Annotated in this window: 23 protein-coding genes and 1 pseudogene; 13 read left to right on the top strand and 11 right to left on the bottom strand. The window is 75.4% G+C overall.

Annotated elements, in window-relative coordinates; genetic code table 11:
• Positions 1-616 precede the first annotated feature (616 nt).
• From AB0L74_RS18625 to AB0L74_RS18615, 3 genes are read left to right on the top strand one after another with little or no spacing between them, the layout of a single operon-like run.
• Positions 617-1,807: a lycopene cyclase family protein gene (locus AB0L74_RS18625; protein WP_365653158.1), complete on the top strand. Its 1,191-nt coding sequence runs from the start codon at positions 617-619 to the stop codon at positions 1,805-1,807.
• 58 nt (positions 1,808-1,865) lie between these two features.
• The gene (locus AB0L74_RS18620; protein WP_365652859.1) at positions 1,866-2,597 is read left to right on the top strand and encodes a methyltransferase domain-containing protein; all 732 of its coding nucleotides are present in this window, start codon (positions 1,866-1,868) and stop codon (positions 2,595-2,597) included.
• A complete protein-coding gene (locus tag AB0L74_RS18615; RefSeq protein ID WP_365652856.1) occupies positions 2,594-4,186 on the top strand; it encodes an FAD-dependent oxidoreductase in 1,593 nt (530 codons plus the stop codon). Before AB0L74_RS18620 ends, AB0L74_RS18615 begins: the two co-directional genes overlap by 4 nt.
• Before the next feature lie 58 nt (positions 4,187-4,244).
• On the opposite strand, the gene AB0L74_RS18610 is transcribed toward AB0L74_RS18615, so the two are convergent.
• The 3 genes from AB0L74_RS18610 to AB0L74_RS18600 are packed head-to-tail and all read right to left on the bottom strand — an operon-like array spanning position 4,245 to position 7,298.
• Positions 4,245-5,189, bottom strand: a complete 945-nt coding sequence (locus tag AB0L74_RS18610) for an SDR family oxidoreductase (RefSeq protein WP_365652853.1) — start codon at positions 5,187-5,189, stop codon at positions 4,245-4,247.
• A complete protein-coding gene (locus AB0L74_RS18605; RefSeq protein ID WP_365652850.1) occupies positions 5,186-6,805 on the bottom strand; it encodes an NAD(P)/FAD-dependent oxidoreductase in 1,620 nt (539 codons plus the stop codon). The genes AB0L74_RS18610 and AB0L74_RS18605 overlap by 4 nt, the downstream gene beginning before the upstream one ends.
• Positions 6,798-7,298 (bottom strand): SRPBCC family protein, encoded by a 501-nt coding sequence (locus AB0L74_RS18600; RefSeq protein ID WP_365652847.1) that lies wholly within the window; start codon positions 7,296-7,298, stop codon positions 6,798-6,800. The genes AB0L74_RS18605 and AB0L74_RS18600 overlap by 8 nt, the downstream gene beginning before the upstream one ends.
• A 289-nt stretch (positions 7,299-7,587) precedes the next feature.
• Between AB0L74_RS18600 and AB0L74_RS18595 the strand changes: the two genes are divergently transcribed.
• Entirely contained in the window at positions 7,588-8,505 is a 918-nt protein-coding gene (locus tag AB0L74_RS18595) for a hypothetical protein (RefSeq protein WP_365652844.1), read from the top strand.
• A gap of 192 nt (positions 8,506-8,697) precedes the next feature.
• On the opposite strand, the gene AB0L74_RS18590 is transcribed toward AB0L74_RS18595, so the two are convergent.
• The 3 genes from AB0L74_RS18590 to AB0L74_RS18580 form a co-directional block, all read right to left on the bottom strand.
• Entirely contained in the window at positions 8,698-9,126 is a 429-nt protein-coding gene (locus tag AB0L74_RS18590; RefSeq protein WP_365652841.1) for a hypothetical protein, read from the bottom strand.
• A 157-nt stretch (positions 9,127-9,283) separates the two neighbouring features.
• Positions 9,284-9,538 carry a DUF3040 domain-containing protein gene (locus AB0L74_RS18585; RefSeq protein ID WP_365652838.1) on the bottom strand — a complete coding sequence of 85 codons (255 nt, stop codon included), beginning with the start codon at positions 9,536-9,538 and terminating at the stop codon, positions 9,284-9,286.
• A gap of 322 nt (positions 9,539-9,860) precedes the next feature.
• Positions 9,861-11,183 carry a cation:proton antiporter gene (locus tag AB0L74_RS18580; RefSeq protein ID WP_365652835.1) on the bottom strand — a complete coding sequence of 441 codons (1,323 nt, stop codon included), beginning with the start codon at positions 11,181-11,183 and terminating at the stop codon, positions 9,861-9,863.
• A 1,431-nt stretch (positions 11,184-12,614) separates the two neighbouring features.
• Between AB0L74_RS18580 and ctaD the strand changes: the two genes are divergently transcribed.
• The 4 genes from ctaD (at position 12,615) to AB0L74_RS18560 (ending at position 15,879) form a co-directional block, all read left to right on the top strand.
• Complete coding sequence (gene ctaD, locus AB0L74_RS18575) at positions 12,615-14,333, top strand: cytochrome c oxidase subunit I (RefSeq protein WP_365652832.1); 1,719 nt, start codon at positions 12,615-12,617, stop codon at positions 14,331-14,333.
• A gap of 71 nt (positions 14,334-14,404) precedes the next feature.
• Positions 14,405-14,704: a hypothetical protein gene (locus AB0L74_RS18570; protein WP_365653155.1), complete on the top strand. Its 300-nt coding sequence runs from the start codon at positions 14,405-14,407 to the stop codon at positions 14,702-14,704.
• A gap of 78 nt (positions 14,705-14,782) precedes the next feature.
• Positions 14,783-15,340 (top strand): hypothetical protein, encoded by a 558-nt coding sequence (locus AB0L74_RS18565; protein ID WP_365652829.1) that lies wholly within the window; start codon positions 14,783-14,785, stop codon positions 15,338-15,340.
• Positions 15,337-15,879 (top strand): hypothetical protein, encoded by a 543-nt coding sequence (locus AB0L74_RS18560; protein WP_365652826.1) that lies wholly within the window; start codon positions 15,337-15,339, stop codon positions 15,877-15,879. Before AB0L74_RS18565 ends, AB0L74_RS18560 begins: the two co-directional genes overlap by 4 nt.
• Positions 15,880-15,978: 99 nt before the next feature.
• Here the strand turns inward: AB0L74_RS18560 and AB0L74_RS18555 are convergent.
• Together AB0L74_RS18555 and AB0L74_RS18550 are read right to left on the bottom strand one after the other, a co-directional pair.
• A pseudogene (locus AB0L74_RS18555) lies at positions 15,979-16,612 on the bottom strand (hypothetical protein).
• A gap of 182 nt (positions 16,613-16,794) precedes the next feature.
• A complete protein-coding gene (locus AB0L74_RS18550; RefSeq protein ID WP_365653152.1) occupies positions 16,795-17,208 on the bottom strand; it encodes an SRPBCC family protein in 414 nt (137 codons plus the stop codon).
• Between the two features lie 303 nt (positions 17,209-17,511).
• Here AB0L74_RS18550 and AB0L74_RS18545 point away from each other — a divergent pair, with 303 nt between their 5' ends.
• Positions 17,512-18,693: a PP2C family protein-serine/threonine phosphatase gene (locus AB0L74_RS18545; protein WP_365652823.1), complete on the top strand. Its 1,182-nt coding sequence runs from the start codon at positions 17,512-17,514 to the stop codon at positions 18,691-18,693.
• Between the two features lie 120 nt (positions 18,694-18,813).
• Here AB0L74_RS18545 and AB0L74_RS18540 read toward each other — a convergent pair whose 3' ends face one another.
• Entirely contained in the window at positions 18,814-19,128 is a 315-nt protein-coding gene (locus AB0L74_RS18540; RefSeq protein WP_365652820.1) for a hypothetical protein, read from the bottom strand.
• 174 nt (positions 19,129-19,302) lie between these two features.
• Here AB0L74_RS18540 and AB0L74_RS18535 point away from each other — a divergent pair, with 174 nt between their 5' ends.
• The 3 genes from AB0L74_RS18535 to AB0L74_RS18525 are packed head-to-tail and all read left to right on the top strand — an operon-like array spanning position 19,303 to position 21,019.
• Entirely contained in the window at positions 19,303-20,001 is a 699-nt protein-coding gene (locus tag AB0L74_RS18535; protein WP_365652817.1) for a hypothetical protein, read from the top strand.
• Complete coding sequence (locus tag AB0L74_RS18530; protein WP_365652814.1) at positions 19,998-20,294, top strand: BON domain-containing protein; 297 nt, start codon at positions 19,998-20,000, stop codon at positions 20,292-20,294. The genes AB0L74_RS18535 and AB0L74_RS18530 overlap by 4 nt, the downstream gene beginning before the upstream one ends.
• Positions 20,294-21,019: a metallophosphoesterase gene (locus tag AB0L74_RS18525; RefSeq protein WP_365652811.1), complete on the top strand. Its 726-nt coding sequence runs from the start codon at positions 20,294-20,296 to the stop codon at positions 21,017-21,019. Before AB0L74_RS18530 ends, AB0L74_RS18525 begins: the two co-directional genes overlap by 1 nt.
• A gap of 25 nt (positions 21,020-21,044) precedes the next feature.
• On the opposite strand, the gene AB0L74_RS18520 is transcribed toward AB0L74_RS18525, so the two are convergent.
• The gene (locus AB0L74_RS18520; protein ID WP_365652808.1) at positions 21,045-21,677 is read right to left on the bottom strand and encodes a GNAT family N-acetyltransferase; all 633 of its coding nucleotides are present in this window, start codon (positions 21,675-21,677) and stop codon (positions 21,045-21,047) included.
• A 268-nt stretch (positions 21,678-21,945) separates the two neighbouring features.
• On the opposite strand from AB0L74_RS18520, the gene AB0L74_RS18515 reads away from it, so the two are divergent.
• Positions 21,946-22,479 carry a DoxX family protein gene (locus AB0L74_RS18515; RefSeq protein WP_365652805.1) on the top strand — a complete coding sequence of 178 codons (534 nt, stop codon included), beginning with the start codon at positions 21,946-21,948 and terminating at the stop codon, positions 22,477-22,479.
• A gap of 74 nt (positions 22,480-22,553) precedes the next feature.
• Here the strand turns inward: AB0L74_RS18515 and AB0L74_RS18510 are convergent, their stop codons facing one another.
• On the bottom strand, positions 22,554-23,897 hold the full coding sequence (locus AB0L74_RS18510) for a hypothetical protein (RefSeq protein ID WP_365653149.1): 1,344 nt from the start codon (positions 23,895-23,897) through the stop codon (positions 22,554-22,556).
• Positions 23,898-24,058 lie beyond the last annotated feature (161 nt).

Genomic DNA, 24,058 nt, shown 5'->3' with positions numbered 1-24,058 from the left:
TCTCATCGTCGGTCATCGGTCATCGGTCATCGGTTCGGGCGGCGGGCCGGGTCCGGTCAGGGCATTCGGGCGATCGGGGGTGCCAGAGGCGCCCCGCGGTGGCGGTGTACCGGTCCGGAACGCGGGCGGAGGGGACGGCGCGCCTTCCGGTGTCCGTGGCCGGCGCCGCCGTGCCGATGGGCGGCCCCGGCACGGTCGCCGTACGGCACGGCGTCATGCCTTCCCCGGCCGCGTCCGGCCCCAAGCCGCAGTCGCCCGTCTGCGCGCCGGCCACCCGTCCGGCGGGCACCCGGCCCGGTCGGCTCCCGCGCGCCGTGCGTCCGCGAGCGGACCGAGGGGGACATACTCCGGCCGACGCCTCCTGCGGGGATGGGCACGAACGTCCGGCCGGGCCGGGTGGTGTCCGGCCGAGGTTCGGGCGGCGCTTTCCAGCTCGGGTGCGGCCCGCATCCGAGTGGTTCGGCCGTCCGCGCACCGGGCCGAAGGGCTCGGGCCGGGCGGACTCGGGGACCGCGGAACGCGGGAGCCGGGACCGCGGGGACGGGGAACTCGAGAATCCCGGACGAGAGGAGAACGGCCCGTGCTGGAGACGGATGCCGGACGGCGGGCGGACGCCGTGCTGGAGGCCGACATCGTCATCGTCGGGGCCGGGGCGGCGGGCCTGTCGCTGGCGCACCGGCTGCCGACGGCGGCGGAGCACCGCGCGGCGCCCTCCGTCGCCCTCGTCGATCCGCCGGCCGGTCCGCTGCGAGCGCCGCGCCGCACCTGGTGTTTCTGGGAGACGGGCGCGGGCCGTTTCGACCCGGCGGTGACGGCCTCGTGGGTGTGGCTGCGGGTCCGGGACCGGCACGGGGCGGCCGTCCGGCGGCACATCGCGCCGGTGCGCTACAAGATGATCCGTTCGGACGACTTCGAGGCGCTGGTCGCCGGCGATCTGCGGCAGGCCCCGCGGGTACGCCGGGTGGAGGCCGCCGTCGACACGGTGGCCGTCCTGCCGGACGGGAGGGCCGAGGTGCGGGCCACGGACGCCGCGGGCGCCCCGGTCCGGCTGCGCGGCCGGTGGGTCTTCGACTCCCGCCCGCCGCCTCGCCCGCCCGCGGCCCGCACCCGTCTGCTCCAGCACTTCCGGGGCTGGTTCGTGCGCGCCTCCCGGCCGGTGTTCGACCCGGAGGTGGTCGACCTGATGGACTTCCGCACCCCGCAGCCCGCCCGCGGTCTGTCCTTCGGGTACGTCCTGCCCACCGGTCGCCGTACCGCCTTGGTCGAGTACACCGAGTTCGGGCCCGCTCCGCTCACGGCCGAGGCGTACGACGCCGCCCTGGAGCACTACACACGGCGCGTCCTCGGCATCGGCGACGCGCGGGTGCTGTCGACGGAGCAAGGGGTGATCCCGATGACCGACGCCGTCTTCCCCCGGCGGATCGCCGGCTCCGTCTTCCGGATCGGTGCCGCGGGCGGGGCGACGCGCGCCGCCACCGGTTACACGTTCGCCGCCGTGCAGCGGCAGTCGGAGGCCGTCGCGCGGGCCGTCCGCGCGGGCCGGGCCCCCGTACCGCCGCCACCGCACCCGGCGCGCGCCCGGATGATGGACGCCGTGCTGCTGCGCGCGCTGGACACGGGCCGGATCGACGGCCCCGACTTCTTCTTCCGGCTGTTCGAACGCGTACCCGCACGGCTCCTGCTGCGCTTCCTCGACGGGGACACCCGGCTGTACGAGGACCTCGCGGTCGGTGTGCGCACCCCCGTCCTGCCCATGCTGCGGACGGCGGCCGAACTGCCCTGGCTGCCCCGCCGCCCCGCCCCATGACCGGCGACGCCCTCCTCCCCCGTCGCTCCCGACGTCTCATCCCGTTCAGGAGTCACCGATGACCTTGCTGCGCGGCACGGCGCTGGCCGACGCGTTCGACCACGGCGCCGCCGCCTACGACCGTCTCGTCGCGCTCGATCCGGGGTACCACGGCCGGTTGCGCCGCTCCGCCCGCCGACTGGGTCTGCCGGACGGCGGCAGGGGGTGCCGGGTGCTCGACCTGGGCTGCGGCACCGGCGCGTCCACGGCGGCGCTCGCCGCGGCGCTGCCCGGCGCGGACATCGTCGGGGTCGACGCCTCGGCGGGCATGCTGCGCCGGGCACGGGCCAAGCCGTGGCCGGCCGGTGTGCGCTTCGTCCACGCTCCGGCGGAGGAGTTGCGCCACGCCGGGGTGACGGGCCCCTTCGACGCCGTCTTCGCCGCGTACCTGTTCCGCAACCTGGCCGACCCGGACGCGGTCCTCGCGACGGTACGCGGGCTGCTGGCGCCGGGCGGCCGTCTCGCGGTGCACGAGTACGCGCTCAGCGGCCGGCCCGTCGACCGCCTGGTGTGGTCCGCGGTGTGCCGGGGTGTCGTCCTGCCGCTCGGCACGGCCGCCGGCGACCGTGCGCTCTACCGCCATCTGGGGCGCAGCGTCGCCGCCTTCGACACGGCGCCGGCCTTCGCCGCCCGCCTCGGCCGGGCCGGGTTCGACCGCGTCCGCGTGCTGCCGCTGCCCGGCTGGCAGACGGGCATCAGCCACACGTTCCTGGCCCGCCGTCCGCCCGAGCGGCCGGGCGGTGCCCGGTGAGCGGGCACGGCGGTGCGCGGTGGCCGGGCCGGGACCGGCGCGCGCGGGCCGTCCCGCCCCGCCCGGGACGGGAACGGATCGCCGGCGAGCCGCCGTCCGTGGCGGTGGTCGGCGGCGGCATCGCCGGGCTGGCGGCGGCCACCGCGCTCGCCGAGCGGGGCGTACGCGTGGTGCTGCACGAACGCGAGCCGCAGCTCGGCGGCCGGGTCGCCGGCCGGCCGGTCACCCTGGCCGACGGCACACGGGCGACGATGAGCCGCGGCTTCCACGCCTTCTTCCGCCAGTACTACAACCTGCGGAGTCTGCTGCGCCGGGCCGATCCCGCGCTGGAGACGCTGACGGCACTGCCCGACTACCCGCTCCGGCACAGCAGCGGCCTGTGCGACGGCTTCCGCCGCGTTCCGCGCACTCCCCCGTGGAACGCCCTCGGCTTCGTCGCGCTGAGCCCCGCCTTCCGCCCGCGGGACCTGCTGTCCCTGCGCCCCTCGGCGGCGCTGCCCCTGCTCGACGTCCGCACCCGCCGCGTCCACGACCAACTCGACCACGTCAGCGCGCACGACTTCCTCGACGCCCTGCGTTTCCCCGCCGCCGCGCGGCACCTGGCGTTCGAGGTGTTCTCGCGCAGCTTCTTCGCCGACCCCCGTGAGCTGTCGGCCGCCGAGATGGCGCTGATGTTCCACATCTACTTCCTCGGCTCCAGCGAAGGGCTGCTGTTCGACGTGGCGCGCGAGCCGTACCCGCAGGCGCTGTGGGACCCGCTCGCGCGCCACCTGGCCGGGCACGGTGTGGCGGTGCGGACCGCCACTCCCGTGGAGGCCGTCCGTCCCCGTCCCGGCGGCGGCCACGACGTGGTCGACGCCTCCGGCGCGCGGCGCTACGACGCCGTCGTCCTCGCCCTGGACGTCGACGGCCTGAGAACACTGGTGGGCCGCTCGCCGGGGCTCGGCGACGCCGCGTGGCGGGCCCGGGTGGCGCGGCTGCGCACCGCGCCCCCGTTCCTGGTGTCCCGGCTGTGGCTGGACCGGCCGGTGGCGCCCGGCCGCCCCGGTTTCCTCGGCACCAGCGGCTACGGCCCGCTGGACAACGTCAGCGTGCTCTCGCACTGGGAGGGCGAGGCGGCGCGCTGGGCCGCGCGCTCGGGCGGGTCCGTCGTCGAACTGCACGGCTACGCGCTCCCCCCGGCGACCGCCCCGGAGGCGGCGGCCGAGGAGCTCGCCGAGCAGCTGCTCCGCGTGTATCCGGAGACCCGAGACGCCCGCGTCGTCGACGCCCGCCACGAGTACCGGGCGGACTGCCCGCTGTTCCCGGTGGGCGGCTACCGGGACCGGCCCACCGTCCGGACGCCGGATCCGGCCGTCGTCGTCGCCGGTGATCTCGTGCGCACCGGCCTGCCGGTGGCGTTGATGGAGCGGGCCGCCACCTCCGGTTTCCTGGCCGCCAACGCCCTGCTGGAGCGGTGGGGCGTGGCGGGTGAGGTGCTGTGGACCGTCCCGGACCGCGGCCGCTCGGCGCTGCTGCGCGCCGTGGCCCGCCGCGGGGCGGCCGGGGACCGGAGCACGACGGGGACGGAGGGGAGACCGCGAGCCTGACCCGCCCCGCCGGGCCACCGGCCTCGGACGGCGGAGGCGGGACCGCCGCGCACGGCGCCTACCCGTCCGTATCCGTATCCGTATCCGTCCGCGCCTGGGGCGTCGTGTGCGTCTGCGTCTTCGCGGCCGTCTGATCGGCCCGTCCGCCCGCCCCGAGCGGACCGGTGGCGCTCAGCGCCCGCGCGGCCTCCAGGCGGGGCATCTCGCGACGGGTCCGGCGCAGCACCACCGGTGGCACGGCCGTGCGCGCCGCCTGTGCCACGCGCAGCCAGGCGGGTACGTAGACGGTGGTACGGCGGCGTTCGACGGCGTGGGCCAGCCGGGCGGCCACCTCGTCCACGGGGGACACGCGCCGGGCGGGCGGCGGCATGCGCACGCGCAGCGTACGCAGGGCCGTGTACCGGTCGGCGTCGCGGATCATCTCGGTGTCCGTCCAGTGCACATAGGCGATGCCCACGGCGATCCCGAGATGTGCCACCTCGGCTCGCAGTGCCTGGGCGAAGGCCTCGGTCCCGGCCTTGGCGGCGCAGTAGGCGCTCATCAGCGGGGCGGCGCCCAGCGACGCGGACGAGGCGACCTGGAGGTAGTAGCCGGCCGTGTCGGTCAGATCCGGCAGGAACGCCCGCGCGGTCTGGGCGCTGCCCGTGAGGTTGACGTCGACGACGCGGCGCCACAGGGCCGGGTCCGAGGTCGCGAACGGACCGCCGGTCGCGATGCCCGCGTTCGCCACCACGGCCGACGGGCGGCCCAGCCGCCGGCGCACCTCGTCCGCCGCGCCGGCCAGCGCCGCGGCGTCGGCGACGTCGACCTCCCACGTCAGCGCGGTGGCCGGCACGGTGGCGGCCACCGCGTCCAGCAGGGGCTTCTCGTGGCCGAGCAGGGCGAGCCGGGCACCGCGGCGGGCGAGCTCCCGGGCCAGTGCCGCCCCGATGCCGCGCGCGGCTCCGGTGATGACGACGGTCCGGCCCCGCAGGGGGTTGTCCGCCGCCGCTCGCCCGCTCACCGTTTCGCTCCGGTGCGGTCGCGGCCGGCCAGCATCCGCTGGAGCCGGGTACGGCCCGAGAGGAAGTGCCGGCGCAGCGCGGCCCGTGCGGCGTTGGCGCCGGGGGCGCCGTGCACGCCGCCTCCGGGGTGAGCGCCGGCGGAGGCGAGGAACAGGCCCGCCACCGGTGTCTCCGGCCGCCCGGTGCCGGGGACCGGGCGGAAGAAGAGCTGCTGGTGGAGGGCGGTGGTGCCGCCGTTGATGGCGCCGCCGTGCAGGTTGGCGTCGAGTGACTGGAGCGTCGGCGGCGCCAGGATGCGGCGGGCGCGCACCAGCGACCGGAACCCCGGCGCGAAACGCTCGACCTGCCGTTCGACGCGATCGGCCATGATCTCTTGTTCCCTCGCGTCCCAGCCGCCGGTGAGGCCCTCGTCGCCGGCGTCGGCCCGGACGTCGTGGGGGACGTGGGTGTAGGCCCACGCCGACTCGGTGCCCCGCGGTGAGCGGCACGGGTCGGCGGTCGTCATCTGCCCGAACAGGGTGAAGGGCCGGTCGGGCACCTGACCCATCGCGATCTGGGCGGCGAACCGGGTGAGTTCGTCCACGCCGTCGGCCAGGTGCACGGTGCCGGCCCCGGCCGCTTCCCCGGCCCGCCACGGCACCGGGCCGTCCAGCGCCCAGTCCACCTTGAAGGTGGCGAAGTCCCACTGGAAGCGCTCGAGGTCGTCCAGGACCTGGGCGGGCAGGTGTTCCGGCCCGACGAGGCCGCCGTACAGGTGCGGAAGGGAGACGTCCGCGAGCACGGCGCGGCGGGCGGGGACCGTCTCGCCGTCGGCCGTGCGCACCGCCACCGCGCGCCGGTCGCGGACGACGACACGGCTGACGCGCCGCCCGCAGCGCAGGTTGCCGCCCCGGGCGCGCAGGCGGCGCACCAGGGCGTCGGTGAGGGCACCGGAGCCGCCGACCGGTACGGGGAAGCCGTACGTCTGCCCGAGCATGGACATCAGCCAGCCGTAGCCGCCGCTGCCCGCGGCCTCCGGGGCCAGGTCGGCGTGGAGGGCGTTGCCGGCCAGGAGCAGCCTGCCGCCCGCTCCCCGGAACTCCTCCTCGCCCAGCCGCCGCACGGGCAGTACCAGGGAGCGCGCCAGCCGCAGCCCGCCCGCGCTGTGCAGCCGGGCGGCGAGCCGGGCGGTGGCCCGGACCGGCGGGAAGGGCGTGAACAGGGCGTCCAGGATGTCGCGGCGGAGACTTTCCCACACGTCGTGCAGGCGCCGCCAGGCCGCTCCGTCTCCGGACGCGAAGACGTCGAGGGAGGCGGCGGTGGTGTCGACGTGGCGGTCGAGGACCGCGCACGTGCCGTCGCTCAAGGGGTGGGCGAGGACGTGGGGGGCGTGGCTCCATCGCAGGCCGTGCTCCGTCAGGCCGAGGCCGGCCAGTACCGGGGAGGCGGCGGCCAGCGGGTAGAAGGAGCTGAACACGTCGCTGACGAAGTCGGGGTCGACGCCGCTGTCGTGCCGCACGGCGCCGCCGGGCTCGGGCTGTTCCTCCAGGACGTCGACGCTCCACCCGGCGTCCGCCAGCAGGTTCGCGGCCACCAGCCCGTTGGGTCCGGCGCCGATCACGACGGCGTCAGGCATGACCGGCCTCCGGGGCCACCGCCCCCTCGCCCGTCGCGGGTCCCGGGTGCGGGTCGCCCGCGTCTAGGGCCTCGCAGAGCCGGGCGAGCCGGCCGAGCATGGCGCGGTGCCGCAGCTGGATCAGCGCCTCCAGGCCCGCGTTGTGCACCAGCCCGCCCGCGCCGCGCAGCGGATGCTCGTCCACGATCACCAGGCAGTGCTCGCCCCAGGGCCGCAGCTCCAGGGCGATCCGGGCGGTGCCGAGCGGCCCGGCCTGGGCCTCCAGCTCCAGGGCGGTCCCCTCCGCGCAGCGTCTGACGACCGTCTCGTTGGTCAGCCGTACGGGGCCGAGGCGCACCTCGTACTCGATCGCGGCGTCGAGGTGGGGCCACTGCCCCCGCTTCGGGCGGGACGCCGAGGTTCCCACCACCCATTGCGCGTACCGGCTGCCGTCCGCGATGACGGACCAGACCGCCTCCGGACTCGCCTTGATCAGATGGTGACGGACTGCCACGCACGCCTCCCGGGTCTTGAAGGTGCCACTGCGACACCCGCACTGAGTGCCCCTTCCGGGCGGGCCCAACCGGTCCCCGCGGGCGACGGCCCGGTACGGCGGCCCCCCCCCCCCCGGGCCACCGGAGCGTGGGCGCCGCCCTCCCACCACCCGCGGACGGTTCCGCCCCGGCGCGGTTACCGGACCGCCCGCGTGCGGCAGACATGAGCAGACATGACATGACCGGCCCGGGGCCGTGCCGGGAAGCACCGGGACGAACGGCTGCCGGGTGCGTGGAGGAGGTTGCCCGATGCCCATGGAGCAGGACCGCGGCCTGGAGCGGGCGGTGACCGCGATCGCCTCCCTGCCCGCCGAGTGGAACGCCGCCTCCGAACACGCCGCCTCCGGCTTGTGGCGGCTGCCCCGGGCCGCCGAGGCCGTGGAGCACGTCCTGGGGGCGGACGGCGCGGCCTTGCGGGACCAAGGGTGGGTGATGGTGCGGACCCGGGTGGCCGAGGAGATCGCCTCGGGACGGGACTGGACCCGCGAGGCCGCCGTCTGGCTGGCGCGGGGCGGGGCGGACTGGGCCGAGTCGGCTCATGTGACCGGGGACCTGGCGTGGCGGGCACGGGCCGCGGGCCGCAGCGCGCTCATCTTCCTCACCGACGCCCATGTGGCGGGGGTGGATCCGGGAACGCCGTTCGGGCGCGGGCTGTGGCACACCTTCCTGACCACCTTGCGGTACGACTTCCGGTGCGGAGCCATCGAGGAGTTCTTCTCCCGGGACGGCACCGACCGCCCGGATCTGGACCCCTACAGCGCCGCCATGCGTGCCTTCGCCCTGCTGGGACGGTCCCGGCCCCGGGGGCTGGACCTGCTGGAGTCGGTCATGGCGCGCGCCGGCGGCAACGCCAAGGCCGTCCACGCCCTCCTGCACGGCCTGTGGCTGGGGGAGCACCTGCCCGACCAGCCGCAGCGCATGCTGGAGCTGCTGCGGGCCCCGGCGTTCGCCCGGGGCCTGGGGGCCGAGGCGCTGTTCCGCAAGGCGGGCGCGCTGCGGCGGCTGAAGCGGTTCGACGAGGCGCTGGCCGCCCTGCAAGGCGCCATCGACTGTCTCGATCCCTGTGAGGTGGTCGTCCACGCCGACTGCGTACGCGAGCGGTCGCTGATCCTCGCGGAACGGGACGTGTACCGGCGCGGCCCCGGTTCGGGCGGCGCCCCGCCCTGACGGGGCCGCGCGGTGTGGCGCCGTACCTCATCCGGGCCGGCACGCTCGATCGGAACGCCGACCTCGCGGCCGGGTGCGGCGGCTGGCCCGAGCACCCTCGCGCTCGCGCGCCCCGGAAGCGGCCCGGCACCGGCCTCCGGAAGGGGGCTCGCGGCTCGGCCGGTGTGGCGCCGGCGGGAATCGGACGTTCCGTCAGCCGCTCGCTTCCGGGGCCTCGGGGCCGGACGCCCCCGTCAGGCGGCGGTAGGCGGCGCGGGCGTGGATCACACGGCCCAGGGCCGTTCCGGCGAGGGCGGCGACGAGCAGGCAGGTGAGCCAGAGTACGTCCCGCCGCCCGGCCCAGGTGAGCGTCCCGGCGGGCGGGATGGCGAAGCCGTTGAGCGAGAGCCAGCACAGCAGCGCCGTGCCGGGAGCGGCCGTGAACCGGGCGCACAGTCCGAGCGCGGCGGCCAGCAGTGACAGCGCGGTCAGGGCGAGAACGGTCCGGCCGGGACCGGCGACGCTGTTGACGACGGCCACCAGGGCCAGCGCGCCGCCGAAGGCCGCCGCCCACACCAGGGGAGCCGCGGCCGGCTCGGGGACGGGCCGCGCACCGCTGCCCAGAGGTGCCCACTCGATCACGCTGACGGCTCCTTCCGCTCCCGGGGCGGGCCCCACCGCGGCCTCGCTCCCCGACCCTGCGGGCTGATTGTCCCACCGGGACGCCGCGCGGGACGCCGTCGGGGCCGGCCGCCGGCGCCGTACCGGCCGCTCGCCGCCCGGCCGTGCGGCGGGCCGGTCAGCGGCCCCGGTCGAGCAGTTCCAAGGCGATGCCGGCGAGGACCAGTCCGGCGGCGAGCAGCAGCCCGTGGGGCAGGGCCACCCCCGCGGCGACCGAGGCGAGGGCGGCCGTCAGCGCCCACCAGGCTCCGGTGCGCCGGTACTCGCGGGGCCGGGTGGGACGCCCGCTCCTCAACGCGCGGGCGAACCGGGGGTCGTCACGCTCCAGTTGCGCGGCGAGAGCGAGCAGCCGTTCGTCGTCGTACGGGCCCATGGCTCCTTCTTCCCGTGTCCGCCGCCAGGGAAAGCACGCGAAAGGCCGGACGGATAAGGTGTCAACGCCCGTACCGCGTCCGCGAGTTCCCGGCCGCCCGGAAGTCCGGCCGGATGGACGGCGCGGTACGACGGCTCGCGTCGCGCCCCCGTCCCGCCCCAGCGGAGTCCACCGTCGCCCCCCTCGGCCCCACGCCATCGGTTTGCGCCCTCGCCCTCCCCGGCGGCCCTTCCCGCGCGTGGCCGAGTCGGCGCGACGGCCGGCGGTCGCCCCGGGACCGCCGGCCGTATCGGCACCGGTGCCCGGCGCCTCGTCCGGGCCGCTACCGCTCGGCGTCCGCCGGGACCGCGGACGGCGGTGCCGTATCGCGCGCCGCGTCGGCGGAAGGCGCGTCCCGCCGGGCGGAGTGGGCCGGGTCGCCCGCGCCCCGCGCCGGGCGGTCACCCCGCGGTGCGGCCGCACCGGAACCCGGCAGCATCCCGCGCGCCGCCGCCAGCCCGCGGGCGAGCAGGTGGGCACGTCCGGCGACGACGGGTCCGAGGACGGCCAGCACGAGGACGTATCCGGCGACGAAGGGCGCGAGCCGGTCGTCGAGGCCGGCGCTCGCGGCCATGGCCGCCAGGATCAGCGCGAACTCGCCGCGGGCGACGAGGGTGGTGGCGATGTCGGCGGCGGGTCCGGGCCCGTAGCGGTACAGCCGCGCGACGCACAGTCCGGCGGCCACGTTCATGACGACGGTCAGCGCCGCCGCCGCGGCCACCGGTACGGCGACGGAGGCCAGGGCGCCGGGGTCGATGGCGAGGCCGAAGGCGAAGAAGAAGATCGCCGCGAAGGCGTCCCGCAGCGGATGGACCAGCTCGCGTATGCGGGGCCCGGAGGGCGTGCCGGCGAGGATCAGGCCCACCATGAAGGCACCGATCGCGTCGGCGACTCCGAGCAGCTCCGAGACACCGGCGACGAGCACCGCGGCACCGAGGAAGCTGATGACCAGCAGCTCGTCGTCCCGGGTGGCGATCAGGCGCCCGACCAGCCGGGTGCCGTAGCGGGCCGCGGCCGCCAGCAGGAGCAGGAAGCCGAACGCCTTGGCTGTCTGCACGACCACCTCCGCGACGCCCTCGGCGCCGCCGACGACCGGTTGCAGTGCGGCGAGGTACAGCGCGAGAAAGATGTCCTCCACGACGATGACGCCCAGGATCAGGCGGGTCTCCGGGCGGCTGATGCGCCCCAGGTCGATGAGGATCTTGGTGACGATCGCGGAGGAGGAGATGCCGAGCACCCCGGCGAGTACCAGCGCCTCGCGCACGCCCCACCCCAGCACGCACCCGAAGGCCAGGCCCGCGCCGACGTTGAGCAGCAGGTAGACGCCGCCGGCGGCCGCCAGGCGCCTGCCTCCGCTCCTGAGATCGTCGAGGTGGAACTCCAGGCCCAGGTAGAACAGCAGCAGCACCAGCCCGAGCGCGGAGAGCATCTCGAAGTCGTGCGCGTCCGCCACCAGGACCAGGCCCGGTGTGTGCGGGCCGAGCAGGATGCCGGCGAGCATGAACAGCGGGATCGTCGGCAGCCCGATCCTGCGGCCGAGCCGGGCGAGGAACGCGGCGGCCAGGAAGGCGCCGCCCATGGCGAGCAGGGTGTCAGCGTGTCCCATGAGCCACCGCCTTCCGTCGTACGGCGGGGCGGGGGCGCTTCACATGTACGGAGTGGATGCGGATCCTCCTTCGTTCGCGGTCCGGTCGGTCGGTCTGCGAGTGCGCGGGCGCGGTGCCGCGCCGGTCCGGCCCGCGCACGGCTGTCGTTGGGGGCGCGGTGGCCGCCGGTCCGTCCTGGTCCTCCGGGCCCGGTGGCCGGCCCCGGGCGGACGCGTGCGCGGGCGTGCGGCCCGGTGCGGGCGGGCACACCGGTCGACGGCCGCCAGCCGCGTCCGGGGCGGTGCCCGGCGCCGTTGGAACGCCGCCGCCCGCGTCACCGGGCGGACCGGCCCGTTGTCGGCACGCCGCCGCACCAGGGCGGCGTCCCTCCCCTCCGCGATCCGCGGCCGCAGGGCGGAGCGGACCGGCCAGGGGCCCGCGTGGCTCCCCGGCCCGCACGGCGCCCGCGGCCGGCAGGTCCGCGTGGCCGGGGGCGCGGCCTGGCTCCACCCTCACAGCCGGCCGGGGGCATCCGCCATCGGTGCCGGCACCCATTTCCGCCGGGATGCCCGACGCAGTCCGGGGCCGGTCGCACCGCGGGGCCGGGCCCGTCGCGTGGGCGCCGAAGGTGAGGCCGGTCCGGCCGAAGCCGTCGGCCGGACCGCGGGGCCGGTGCCGTCACCCGGGGGCGCGGCCTTCCGCACGACTGCCGCCGCCGGGTGACCGCACACCGGTCGGGCGACCGCCACGGGACGGAAGCAGCCGTACGGGGTGACCGGCCGTCAGCCGTACACGGGGCGGCGTGCCCCCGGCAGGTGAGGGGGCGCCGGTGGTCGCCGTGCGCGGCAGGGCGCCGGCCGGACCCCGCTCGAAACGGGTGTCCGGCCGGCGTCACGGGCAGGCGTCAACGCGGCGTAGTGGTCATCAACTCCGCGAACGAGGCCATGCAGTCCGGGCAGTGGCGTGCCCGTTCGGCTCTGGACGCCTCGATGCGAGCGGCGAACCGCTGCCCGCACAAGGTGGCCGCGGCCTGTTTGGCCATCACGTGCCACACCAATGCTCCGCCCGGCTTTTCCGGGCCCACGCACATCTCGTACATGATCCGGCCTCCCAAGGTGGACGCCGCCGTCACTGTCCAGGAGACCCCACAATCACCGGGATCAGAAACGTGCAGGGGCCATTCGGGTGACGGGCCGGGACGGGGCGGCGGCGTGCGGCGGCGTCGAGGGCGTCACCCTGGCCGCCACCCGACACACTCGGACGGATAGACATCCCTCAGCCATCCGGCCCAAAATACGTGCTCGGTGACGTTATGTCGGAAAAGGGAGACTAACGTCGGTGGCTCTGGGCACGCGCTGCGCGACACACGCAGCCGGAGCCGGACGCGCCCCCGCACCCCGTCCGGCCACCGCGTCCGCAGGCGCACCGACGGGCATCGACCGAGGAAACTGATGGCGACACATACGACTGAACCGATCGCTCCGGTCCCGGCGGCGAAGGGACGCCGCGGCAGGGGCCGCGTGGTCGTCACCTGGCTGACCACGACCGATCACAAGAAGATCGGGCATCTGTACCTGATCACGTCGTTCGGGTTCTTCCTGATCGGTGGCCTGCTGGCGATGGTGATCCGGGCGGAGCTGGCCCGGCCGGGCCTGCAACTCGTCTCCCCCGAGCAGTACAACCAGGCGTTCACGATGCACGGCACGATCATGCTGCTGCTGTTCGCCACCCCCACGTTCGCCGGGTTCGCCAACGCGATCATGCCGTTGCAGATCGGCTCGCCCGATGTCGCCTTCCCGCGGCTGAACATGTTCTCGTACTGGCTGTTCCTCTTCGGCGGCCTGATCGTCATGAGCAGCTTCCTCACCCCGCAGGGCGCCGCGGACTTCGGCTGGACCGCCTACACCCCGCTCAGCGGCGGGGAGCGCACCCCTTACGTCGGCGGCGACCTGTGGATCATGGGCCTGGCGCTGTCCGGGTTCGGCACCATCCTGGGCGCGGTCAACTTCGTCACCACCATCATCTGCATGCGGGCCCCCGGCATGACCATGTTCCGCATGCCGCTGTTCACCTGGAACGTGCTGCTCACCTCGGTGCTGGTCCTACTGGCCTTCCCCGTTCTCGCCGCCGCGCTGTTCGCGCTGGAGGCGGACCGCCAGTTCGGCGCGCACGTCTTCGACCCCGAGAACGGCGGGTCGCTCCTGTGGCAGCACCTGTTCTGGTTCTTCGGCCACCCCGAGGTCTACATCCTGGCCCTGCCGTTCTTCGGTGTGATCACCGAGATCATCCCGGTCTTCTCCCGCAAGCCGATCTTCGGCTACATGGGTCTGGTCGGCGCCACCATCGCCATCACCGGCCTGTCCGTGACCGTCTGGGCCCACCACATGTTCGCGACCCAGGCCGTGCTGCTGCCGTTCTTCTCCTTCATGAGCTTCCTGATCGCCGTGCCGACGGGCGTGAAGTTCTTCAACTGGATCGGCACCATGTGGAACGGGTCCCTGTCGTTCGAGCCGCCCATGCTGTGGGCGGCCGGCTTCCTCGTCACCTTCCTCTTCGGCGGGCTGACCGGCGTCCTCCTCGCCTCCCCGCCGCTGGACTTCCACGTCACCGACAGCTACTTCGTCATCGCCCACTTCCACTACGTGCTCTTCGGCACCATCGTCTTCGCGATGTTCGGCGGCTTCAGCTTCTGGTGGCCCAAGATGACCGGCACGATGCTGGACACCCGCCTGGAGAAGGTCCACTTCTGGACCCTCTTCGTCGGCTTCCACACCACCTTCCTGGTGCAGCACTGGCTGGGCGCCGAAGGCATGCCCCGGCGGTACGCCGACTATCTCGCCGCCGACGGGTTCACCGCCCTCAACACCGTCTCCAGCATCGGCGCCTTCCTGCTGGGCCTGTCCACCCTGCCGTTCCTGTACAACGTCTGGAAGACCGCCCAGCGCGGCAAGAAGGTGGAGGTCGACGACCCGTGGGGCTACGGCCGCTCCCTGGAATGGGCCACCTCCTGCCCGCCGCCCCGCCACAACTTCGTCACCCTGCCCCGCATCCGCTCCGAATCCCCCGCGTTCGACCTGCACCACCCCGACGTGGCCCAGCTGGACGAGAAGGAGAACGTCGGCAAGCGCGACGTGATCGACGCCGCGGGGCACGAGAGCGACCGGTCGTGAGCACCGGCCGGGGCGGCGACCCGCGGGCCTGCGACGCCTCCGGCCTCGCGGCGGAGGCCGAGGGGTACCTCATGGCACGGGCGCACCTCGACGACGCCCGCCGTGAGGCGCGCGCGCTGTGTGCCGCGCTGCCGTGGCTGACCACGGCGCAGGCCGAGGATCTGAGCCGGCACTACGTCGAGCAGCGCATCGCCCTCGCCCGCCGGCTGCTCCAGGACACGGTCCGGCGCGCGGGCGAGCTGCGGCAGGAGTACGAGACCCGCTACCTGACCCTGCGCCGCACCCTGCTGCGCCGGCACGCCGCGTGCGCGTCGGTGATCGTGGCCTGCGCCGCGGGCGTCGGAACCGCGGTGTCCGCGCTGGGACGCTGACCCGCCGCCCCGGCCGCGCCGCCCGGCGCTGGCCGTACGGCCGGGTGGCGCGGCGCCGATCGGGGTACTCACGGCGGCATGATGAAGCGCGCGCTGTGGGAAGGACTCCTCGCCGGTACGGCCGGGGTGCTCGCGATGACGCTCGGGGAGAAGGCGGAGCAGCGTCTGACCGGCCGTCCCGACTCACACGTCCCCGGCCGGACGCTGGAGCGGCTGATCGGGGCGCCGGAGCGGCCCGGCCGGCAGCCGACGGCGGTGAACCTCAAGATGCACGTCGGGCAGGGAGCGCTGCTGGGCGTCCTGCGCTCGGTGATGGCGCACGCCGGACTGCGCGGGCCGTGGTCGTCGGCGCAGTTCGCCGTGGTGCGGCTGACCAACGACCAGATCCTGGAGAACGCCACCGGGGTCGGCGCCCCGCCGCAGACCTGGCCCCGGTCCGAACTGGTCGTGGATCTGCTGCACAAGGCCGTCTACGCCTTCGCCACCGGTGCCGTCGCCGACGCCCTGGCCGCCCGCCGGGGCCCCGGGCCCGGGCAGCGGCACGCGGCACTGCGGCCGGGCCGCCGGCCGGACGTCGGGCCGCTGTCCCGCGGCCGGTCCGCCGCGCTCCGTCACGACGAAGGGCACACCCGATGAACGAGCGCTCACGCCCGGGGACGCACGGCCACGCCTGGGGTCCGTACGCCGGCCCGGCCCTGCTGGGCATCTACCTCAACGACCACCTGGCGGGCGCGACAGCCGGGGCGGAGCGCGCCCGGTACCTGGTGCGGTCGTGCGGCGACTCGGACCTCGGCGAGGCGGTGGCCCCGGTCGCCGCCGAGATCGCCGAGGACCGCGCGGCCCTGATCCGCGTCATGAGGCGGCTCGGCGTCCCGGTACGCCAGTACAAGGTGTACGCCGGACGGATGGCCGAGCGGGTGGGGCGGCTGAAGACCAACGGCCGCCTGCTGCACCGCTCGCCGCTGAGCACCCTGCTGGAGCTGGAGGCACTGCGGCTGGGCGTGCAGGGCAAACAGGCCGGGTGGCGGACGTTGCGCCGCCTCGCCGACACCGACGACCGCCTCGACGCCCGGCTGCTGGACGGCCTGCTGGAGCGGGCCCGGCGCCAGGCGGACACGCTGGAGGAGCTGCGGCTCCAGCAGGTGCGGACCGTCTTCCCGGGCGCCGACGGCTGACCTCCGTGTCCTTCCGGCGCGGTCCGCGCGCGGACCGCGGTGGCGGCGGGGCCGGGCGGGACGGTCCGCGGGCCCGGCAGGGCCTGCCCGTACCGGGGGTCAGTACAGCTTGCCGACGGCCGTGACCGTGGTGGCCCGGAAGTCGGCGACCGGGGCGTGCGCGAAGGTGCCCATCTGGGCCCACCGCACGACGGTCACGGTCCTGCCGTCCCTCCCGTCCGACCGAGAACAGGGCGATGTCGGACGCTCCCCAGGCGGCGACGGTGTGGAGCCCGTAGAGGTCGGCGCCCTCCTCGACGTTCAGCCGTCCGTAGTACTTCTGCGTCGCGGTGACGTCCGGGTGCTGCTCCATGAGCTCGCCCGCGCACGCCGCGAGGTGCCGGCGGAGCAGGGCCGCGAACTCGGCCGCCCGCCGCTCGTCCCGCTCCACCACCGTCACCTGCTCGGCGCCGGTGTCGTACTCGGTCCAGTACGCGCGGTGGGTGGTGGTCGAGGGCAGGGCGTCGCCCACGCACACCGGCAGCGGATCGGGCCGGCCGGCGGTGACCGGCCCGGCGTACCAGGCGGAGGACGGGTGGGGCGGCAGCTCGGAGGGTTCCAGGAAGCGGGGCGTGCCGGAGGCCGGGGCCCCGGCGGCGGCCGGGGCGGCGCCCAGCGCGGTGGCGGCCAGGGCCGCCAGGGCGGCCACGGCGAGCCGGACGGATCGGGTGCGGACGGACATCGTGTCCCCCATTCGGTCGTCCCATGGTGTGGGCCGAGGCGGGCCGACGCCACGCGTCGTGCGTTCCCCGCCTCATCTCGTACGACCCGTCGGAGAGCCGGGGCGTTGTCCTCCGCGTCTGTCACGGTTTCGTCCCGAACGTCACCGCCGGGCGGCCGCCGTACCGGAGCCGCCGGCTCCGCCGACCGGGCCGGTCAGCCGGCCGCGTTCTCGACGCGCAGGCGTACCTGTTCCTCCAGGCGGCCCAGGCTCTTGTCGAGGGCGTCGAGCACCTCCTGGCGGCCCGGGTCGTGGCTGTCGTCGAAGAACGACAGGTGCACCGTGACCTCGCTGGCTCCGCTGCCGACGCCGGCGACCTGGAGCCAGCCGGTGTAGCTGCCCTGTTCGCGGGTGCCCCACTCGATCCGCATCTGCTCGGGGCGGGCGCGCAGCAGGGCGGAGGTGTCCTGGTCGGTCCGGTCCTCGTGCACGGTGACGGCGGGCGGGTCCTCGACGCGCACGTGCAGGGCGTCCGGGAGCCAGGTCTCCATCTGGCCGACGTTGGCGGCCTGGTCGAAGACCTGCTCGGGCTGGGCGGGCATGGTGCGGGAACGCTCGTACTCGGTCATGCGGCACCACTCCTCGGTGGGTTCCGTGAGTCGGGCTCGGGACATCGTCGAAGGCTCGGGGCGTGACTGAGGGGTTGCCTGTGACTCCAGAGTCGTGGGTGACCCGCCGTCGCGCACCCGTGCCGTCCGACGGGACGCGTGCCCGGAATGCCGGAGACGAAGCACGGGACGCCGACGGGCGGCTCGCCCGGGTGCCGGCCGGGGGTACCGGGGCGCGCGTGGACGCGCGAGCCGGGGCGCACGGTGAAAGACTGCTGGGGCGACGTGCCCCATCACGCCGGGTTCGCGACGAGGGGAGACGAGGTGACGACGCCCGAGTCGAGCGACGGACCGCTGCTGGAGTTCCTCGCCGATCCGGCTCATCTGACACTGGACCTGCCCACCGCCGTGGCGCGCTGCTCCAAGGCCCTGGGGCTGCGGCATGCCGTCGTCTACCTGGTCGACCTGCAACAGCGCCATCTCGTTCCCGAGACGGACATCGCCTCCCCGCTTCCCGTCGACGGCTCGCTGGCGGGCTGGGCGTACCGCACGCAGGCCCTGCGGGTGGAGGAGTCGGACGCGGGCGGGATCATCGCCTGGCACCCCCTGCTGGACGGTGCGGAGCGGCTCGGCGTGCTCGCGGTGCACGAGACGGCGCTGACCTCCGCCTCCCTGTGCCGCGGCAGGGCGCTCGCCTCCCTCCTGGCCATGATGATCACGTCGAAGCGGGCGTACGAGGACTCCTTCATCCAGCACACCCGCACGGCGCGGATGCGGCTGCCCTCCGAGATGCTCCGCGCGTTCCTGCCGCCCCGCACGATCGGCGACGACCGCGTGGTGTCGACGGCCGTCCTGGAGCCGGCGTACGAGCTCGGCGGGGACGCCTTCGACCACTCGCTCGGCCGGACGGTGCTGCACGTGTCCGTCATCGACGCCATGGGGCACGACCTCGCCTCCGGGCTGACCAGCGCGGTGGCGCTGGCCGCCTGCCGCAACGCCCGGCGCAACGGGGGCGACCTCCCCGATCTCGTCGAAGCCGTCGACAGCGCCTTGGCGCAGTGGCTCCCGGAGCAGTACTGCACCGCGGTCTTCGCCCAGCTGGAGCTGAACGGGGGCCTGCTGCGCTGGTACAACTGCGGGCACCCGGCGCCTCTCCTCCTGCGGGACGGCCAGTTGGTCACCGACGCCCTGGAGCGCGACGCCGATCCCCCTCTCGGCATGCCGTCACGGCTGTCCTCCGGGTCGCGCCAGGTCCACGAGTTCCCTCTCGAGCCCGGTGACCGGGTGCTGATGTACACCGACGGGGTCACCGAGGCCCGGACGCGGGAGGCGCAGCTGTTCGGGCTGGAGCGGTTCGCCGACTACGTCATCCGGGCCACGGCGGGCGGCGAACTGGCGCCGGAGACGCTGCGCCGCCTCATCCACTCGATCCTGGACTCCCCGACCGGGCAGCTGCGGGACGACGCGACGATCCTGATGTTCGAGTGGCGGCCCCCCGTCTGCTGAGGCCGCCGGAGCCGGACGGTCCGCCGCCGCAACCGGGGTGTGCTCGGCGCCGCGGAGCCGCCCGGCTCCGGGCCGGCCGGGCCGGGCGCGTTGCGGCGCGCGGCGCGGGGCACCGGCGTCTCAGACCGGGTGCCCCCGCGCCCGCAGCCAGCGGTGCACGGTGTCCTTGTCCGCCGGGGTGATCTGGACCGGGCCCTCGACGTGCGGGCCCTCGTCCTCGTTGAACGCCGTGTCCGTGACCCGGGCGGTGACCCAGGTGGCCAGGTCCTGCGCGGCCCGGTCCGGCAGGGCGTCCCGCTCCCAGCCGGTGCGGGCCTCGCGGGCGGCGGCAGGGTCGTGCCGTTCGGTCTCCGCCAGCCAGGCCGCCACCAGCCGCTCCACGGTACGGCGCTCCGGGTCGCCGGTCCGGGTCCGCTGCCTGTCGTTGTCGTCCATACCGCGCGAGTGCCCCGAACCGGGGCCGGCTCCCTCGCCGCACCGCCCGCGGCCGGAGTGGGCGGGGCCCGTGTCGACGCGAGTGCGCCGGGTACCTGGAAGGCACCGTCACCGCCTCCGGCGCCGCCTTCCGGGGCCGGCCGGAGGACGCAGGGTCCGGAAAGGGGAGAAGCAATGACGCAGCACGCCGACGACCACGCTCTCGACCAGCGCGCCGGCGTTCCCGAGCTCCGTCTGGCCGCGGGGGATCCCGAGCTCGTCCCCCAGAACCGGGTACTGAAGGACGATCTTCCCCTCGACCGCAACCAGGCGATCCTTCAGGCGGCCAAACAGGTCGGCGCCATCCTGAAGAAGAAGGAGCACCCGTTCGCCCTGGCCGGCAGCGTCGCCGTGTACGCCCACGGCGGCACCCAGAACCTCCAGCACGACGTCGACTTCTGCATCCGTCCGGAGGACGCCGGGGCCGTCGCCGCGACCCTGCGCGAGGCCGGTCTGACGGTCTACACCCCGCCCGAGGACTGGCTGCTGAAGGCGGTCTGCCTCGGCCAGCAGGTCGACCTCATCTTCGAGCTGGCCCATGCGCCCGTGACGCGGGAGATGCTGGAGCGGGCCGAGGAGCTGTCGGTCGACTCGGTCCTGATGCCGGTCCTGTCGCCGACGGATCTGGTGCGGAGCCTGCTGGCCGCGTTCTCGGAGCATCACTGCGACTTCGGGGCGGTGCTGCCGATCGCCCGCACCCTGCGCGAGAAGATCGACTGGGACGAGGTGCGCCGCGCCTGCGGGGACGCGCCCATGCCCGCCGCGTTCTTCTTCATTCTCGAACGGCTGGAGATCATTCCGCCGCACGGCCGGCCGAAGGAGGACCAGCGATGAGCGACCTCACGACCCACGGCGCGCCCGCTTCGGCCGGGGCGGCGCCCGCCTCCGGGAACGTCGATTACCGCATCGCCCATCTGCGGGACCGGCTCGCCGCCGAGGAGCTCGGCGAACTGGGGGTGCGGGCCGAGGTCCGCGCCGGGGCGGTGGCGGTCACCGGCACGGTGCCCTCCGCGCAGTGCCGCGAGACGCTGCTGCGGATCGTGGACGAGGAGCTGGCCGGGCTGACCGTGCACAGCGACATCGTGGTGGCGGAGACCACCCGCCCCGACCATGCGGAGGAGCTGTGATGATGCGCGTCGCCGCCGTCGGAGACATCCACATGGGCCCGGACAGCCAGGGGCTGCTGCGGCCGGCCTTCGAGACCCTGCCCGACTGCGCCGACCTGCTGCTGCTCGCGGGAGACCTGACCCGGCACGGCACACCGGAGGAGGCCCGGGTGGTGGCCCAGGAGGTACGTGACCTGCCGGTGCCGGTGGTGGCGGTGCTCGGCAACCACGACCACCACGACGAGCAGCCCGAGAAGGTCACCGCGATCCTCCAGGACGCCGGTGTCACGGTCCTGGAGGGCGAGGGCACCGTCGTGGAGTGCGGCGGGCGGCGCCTGGGCGTCGCCGGCACCAAGGGGTTCGGCGGCGGGTTCGTGGGCCGCAGCGCCGGCGAGTTCGGCGAGCCCGTGATGAAGGAGTTCGTCCGCACCACGCGCCGCTCGGCGGACAGCCTGCGCGGCGCGCTGGAGGCGCTGGACCGTCAGGGCTGCGACGCGCGCGTCGCCCTGACGCACTTCTCGCCCGTGGCCGACACCCTCGCCGGTGAACCGCCGGAGATCCACCCGTTCCTCGGCAGTTACCTGCTGGCCGAGGCGGTCGACACCGCCGGTGCCGACCTCGCCGTGCACGGCCACGCGCACCTGGGGACCGAGCACGGCATGACGGCCGGCGGGGTGCGGGTGCGCAACGTGGCCCAGCCCGTGATCCGCCGGGCCTTCAACGTCTACCGGTTGCCGGTGGACTGACGGCGGGCCGGTCCGGCGGCCGGTGTCAGGGGCGGTCGGGGTCGTCCGTGGTGCGCCCGAGATAGACGAGCGGACCGGGGTCGGGGACGTCGATCTCGTGGAAGCCGACACGGTCGTAGAAGGCCCGGGCCCCGGTGTTGACCGTCACCATGCCCAGGTGGACGGCGGGTACGCCCCGGGCACGCAGGGCGCGCAGGAAGGTCCGCATCAGGCTCCGGCCGTGTCCCCGGCCCTGCCACGCGGGCAGCAGGTCGATGTGCAGATGGGCCGGGTAGCCGGCCAGTTCCGGCAGGACCATCCGCTCGGGGCGGTGCAGCAGACCGGCCATCATATCGTCGGGGGTGCGCGGAGGGCCGTCCGGTGCCGGGTAGCGGTCCGCGACCAGCGGCAGCCACTTGGCGCGGAACGCCTCGGCGAAGGCGGAGGTGTCCGCGGTGCCGAGGATGTAGCCGACGGCCCGGCCCGCCCCGTCGTCCAGGACGAAGGCCAGCTCCGGATCGAGATGGACGTACGGGGTGGCGAAGATCAGCGGCAGCAGGCCGGGGTCGGCGTAGACGGGGCGGCTGTCCTGGCCGTTGTGCGCGGTGCGGATGCAGACCTCCTCCAGGGCCGGGAGGTCTTCGGGACGGTAGGGGCGTACGGCGGGAGAGGAGGTCACCGCCCCATCCTGCCCGCCCGGCCGCCCGGCTTCAAGATCTCGCTCGGGACTGGCCGGGCGCGGGCCCGCGCCGGGCCGCCGGCGCACCGCGGGGCGCGCGGGTGGGGCGCGGGCGGCCTTCGCGGACGGCGTGTGACCGGTGCGTGTCGGCCGGTGGGCGGACGCCGAATGGCACCGGTGGGGCAGGGCACCCGATGATCGCTGTAGGCACGACACCTCGTTCCCCCGAAGCACGACACCTGTGGCACAACACCTCTGGAGAGACGCCATGAGTCTTCTGCGTGTGGCCGGCCGTCCGATGCTGGCGTCGATGTTCATCGCCGGTGGCCTGAACTCCGTTCGCAACCCCGAGGCCGTGGCCCCGGTGGCCGAACCCGTGGTCCGTCCGCTGGCCGAACGGGTGGGGGTGCTTCCGGACCGCACCGAGCAGCTGGTCCGGCTGAGCGGCGCCGTCCAGGTGGCGGGCGGTGTCCTGCTGGGGATCGGCCGCTTGCCCCGGCTGTCCGCGCTGGCCCTCGCCGCGACCCTGGTGCCCACCACACTGGCCGGGCACCGCTTCTGGGAGGCGGAGGACGAGGGCGAACGCGCCCAGCAGCTCATCCACTTCCTCAAGAACCTGTCCATGCTGGGCGGTCTGCTGATCGCGGCGGACGACACGGGCAGCGCCCCGTCCCTGCTGTGGCGCGGCCGGCACGCCGCCAAGGGAGCGCGGCGGGACGCCCGGCTGGTCGGCCGTTCGGTGCGGGCGGCGTGCCGGCCGGGCGCGACGACGGGCGGCATCAAGTCCAAGCTGGGCATCTGACACCTCCCTCTCCCCCACCGGCCCGCCCTCCGGTCCGGGGCGGGTACCCGGACCGCCCGGCGGGACGGGCCCGGTCAGAGGCCGGGCACCTGCGTGCCGCCGCGCAGCAGGTCGAGGGTGAGGGCGGCGGTCCAGGAGAAACGCCGGGCGCCGCGCGCGGCGCCGGTGACGGGGTCGACGTACTCGGCGAACCCGGAGCGGCCCGCCTCGGCGAGGAAGCCGTCCCGGAGCTGCGCGGCTCGCCGGTGGTAGCCGTGGGCGCGCAGGCCGCGGTGGATCAGCCAGGCGGTGTTGAACCACGCGGGGCCGCGCCAGTAGCGCTGGGCGTCGAAGGCGTGGCCGGTCACGTCGTAACTGGGGACGAGCCGGGTGGCGGGAGCGCGAAAGCGCGGACCGTCGAGTGCCGCGCGCAGACGGCCGGCGACGGCGGGCGGCAGCCGCGGTACGACCAGCGGGACGAGTCCGCCGACGCCGCGCTCGTCGACCAGGCTGCCGTCGCGCAGGTCCCGGACGCGGAAGACGCCCGCGCCGGCGTCCCACAGGCGGGCCACCAGATGCCGGGTGATCCGCTCCGCGCGGGCCGTGTGGGCACCGCCGTCCGCGCCGAGGTCGCGGGCGATGGCGGCAAGGGCCAGCTCGCCGACGGCCAGCAGGGCGTTGAAGCAGGGGTCCTCCACGGCGAATCCGGGCCGGGCCGCGCGGTCGTCGTAGCCGGCTTCCCGGTAGTCGGCCGCGAGGCGGACGTAGCGGCCGTAGTCGGCGTCGGTGGGCCGGTCGGCGTGGTGGCCGTGGTGCAGGTCGGCGCGCCGGAAGGCGCCCGGCGGGGCGGGCTCGACGCGGTGCAGGGCCCGGTCCCAGCAGGGGCTGTTGTCCATGCCGGACTCCCACGGGTGGACGACGGCCGCCAGTCCCCCGCCGCCGAGGTCGCGGCGGGTGAGGAGGTAGTCGTGCCAGGCGGCGAGCCGGGGGAGGGCGCGGGCGAGGAAACCGCGGCGCCGGGACTCCTCGGGGTCGGCCCGGTGCACCAGCCAGGCGGCCAGGGCGTGCACGGGCGGCTGGACGATGCCGGAGGTCTCCGGGCCGGCCGGTGCGCCCGCCGCCCGGCCGGCCCGGGAGGACCGCCAGAAGTCCGGGCTCGGGAAGTAGGCGTCGTGCGGCACGGCCGGGCTGAACACGATGTGCGGGATACGCCCGTCGGCCCACTGCGCGGCCATCAGGCTCTCGAGCTCGCCCTGAGCGCGGCGGGCCGAGAGGTGGCGCAGTCCGATGGCCACGAACGCGGAGTCCCAGCTCCACTGGTGGGGGTAGAGGGTGCGGGAGGGCACGGTGGAGGCGCCGGTCCGGTTGCCGGCGAGGACGTCCGCCGCTTGGCGCCACAGGGCGGCCGCCGCGCCGCCCGGGGGCGCGGACCGGTCCAGGAGGGACGTCGTGTGCCGGGCCTCCTGGGGCGGGCGGGGGCGGACGGCCCGGCTCTCCCGGTGTTCTTGCGGCGGCGGTCGGTGCCGGCCCGGATCGAGTCGAGCCCGGTGACGCGGATCCACGGGTGGCTCCGGAGGGATGCGGATGGTCGGTTGCGTCG

The organism is Streptomyces sp. NPDC052020, assembly GCF_040680575.1.
Classification (GTDB): domain Bacteria; phylum Actinomycetota; class Actinomycetes; order Streptomycetales; family Streptomycetaceae; genus Streptomyces.
The sequence above is the reverse complement of the archived record's forward strand: the minus strand, read 5'-3'. Positions and strand labels throughout refer to the sequence as shown.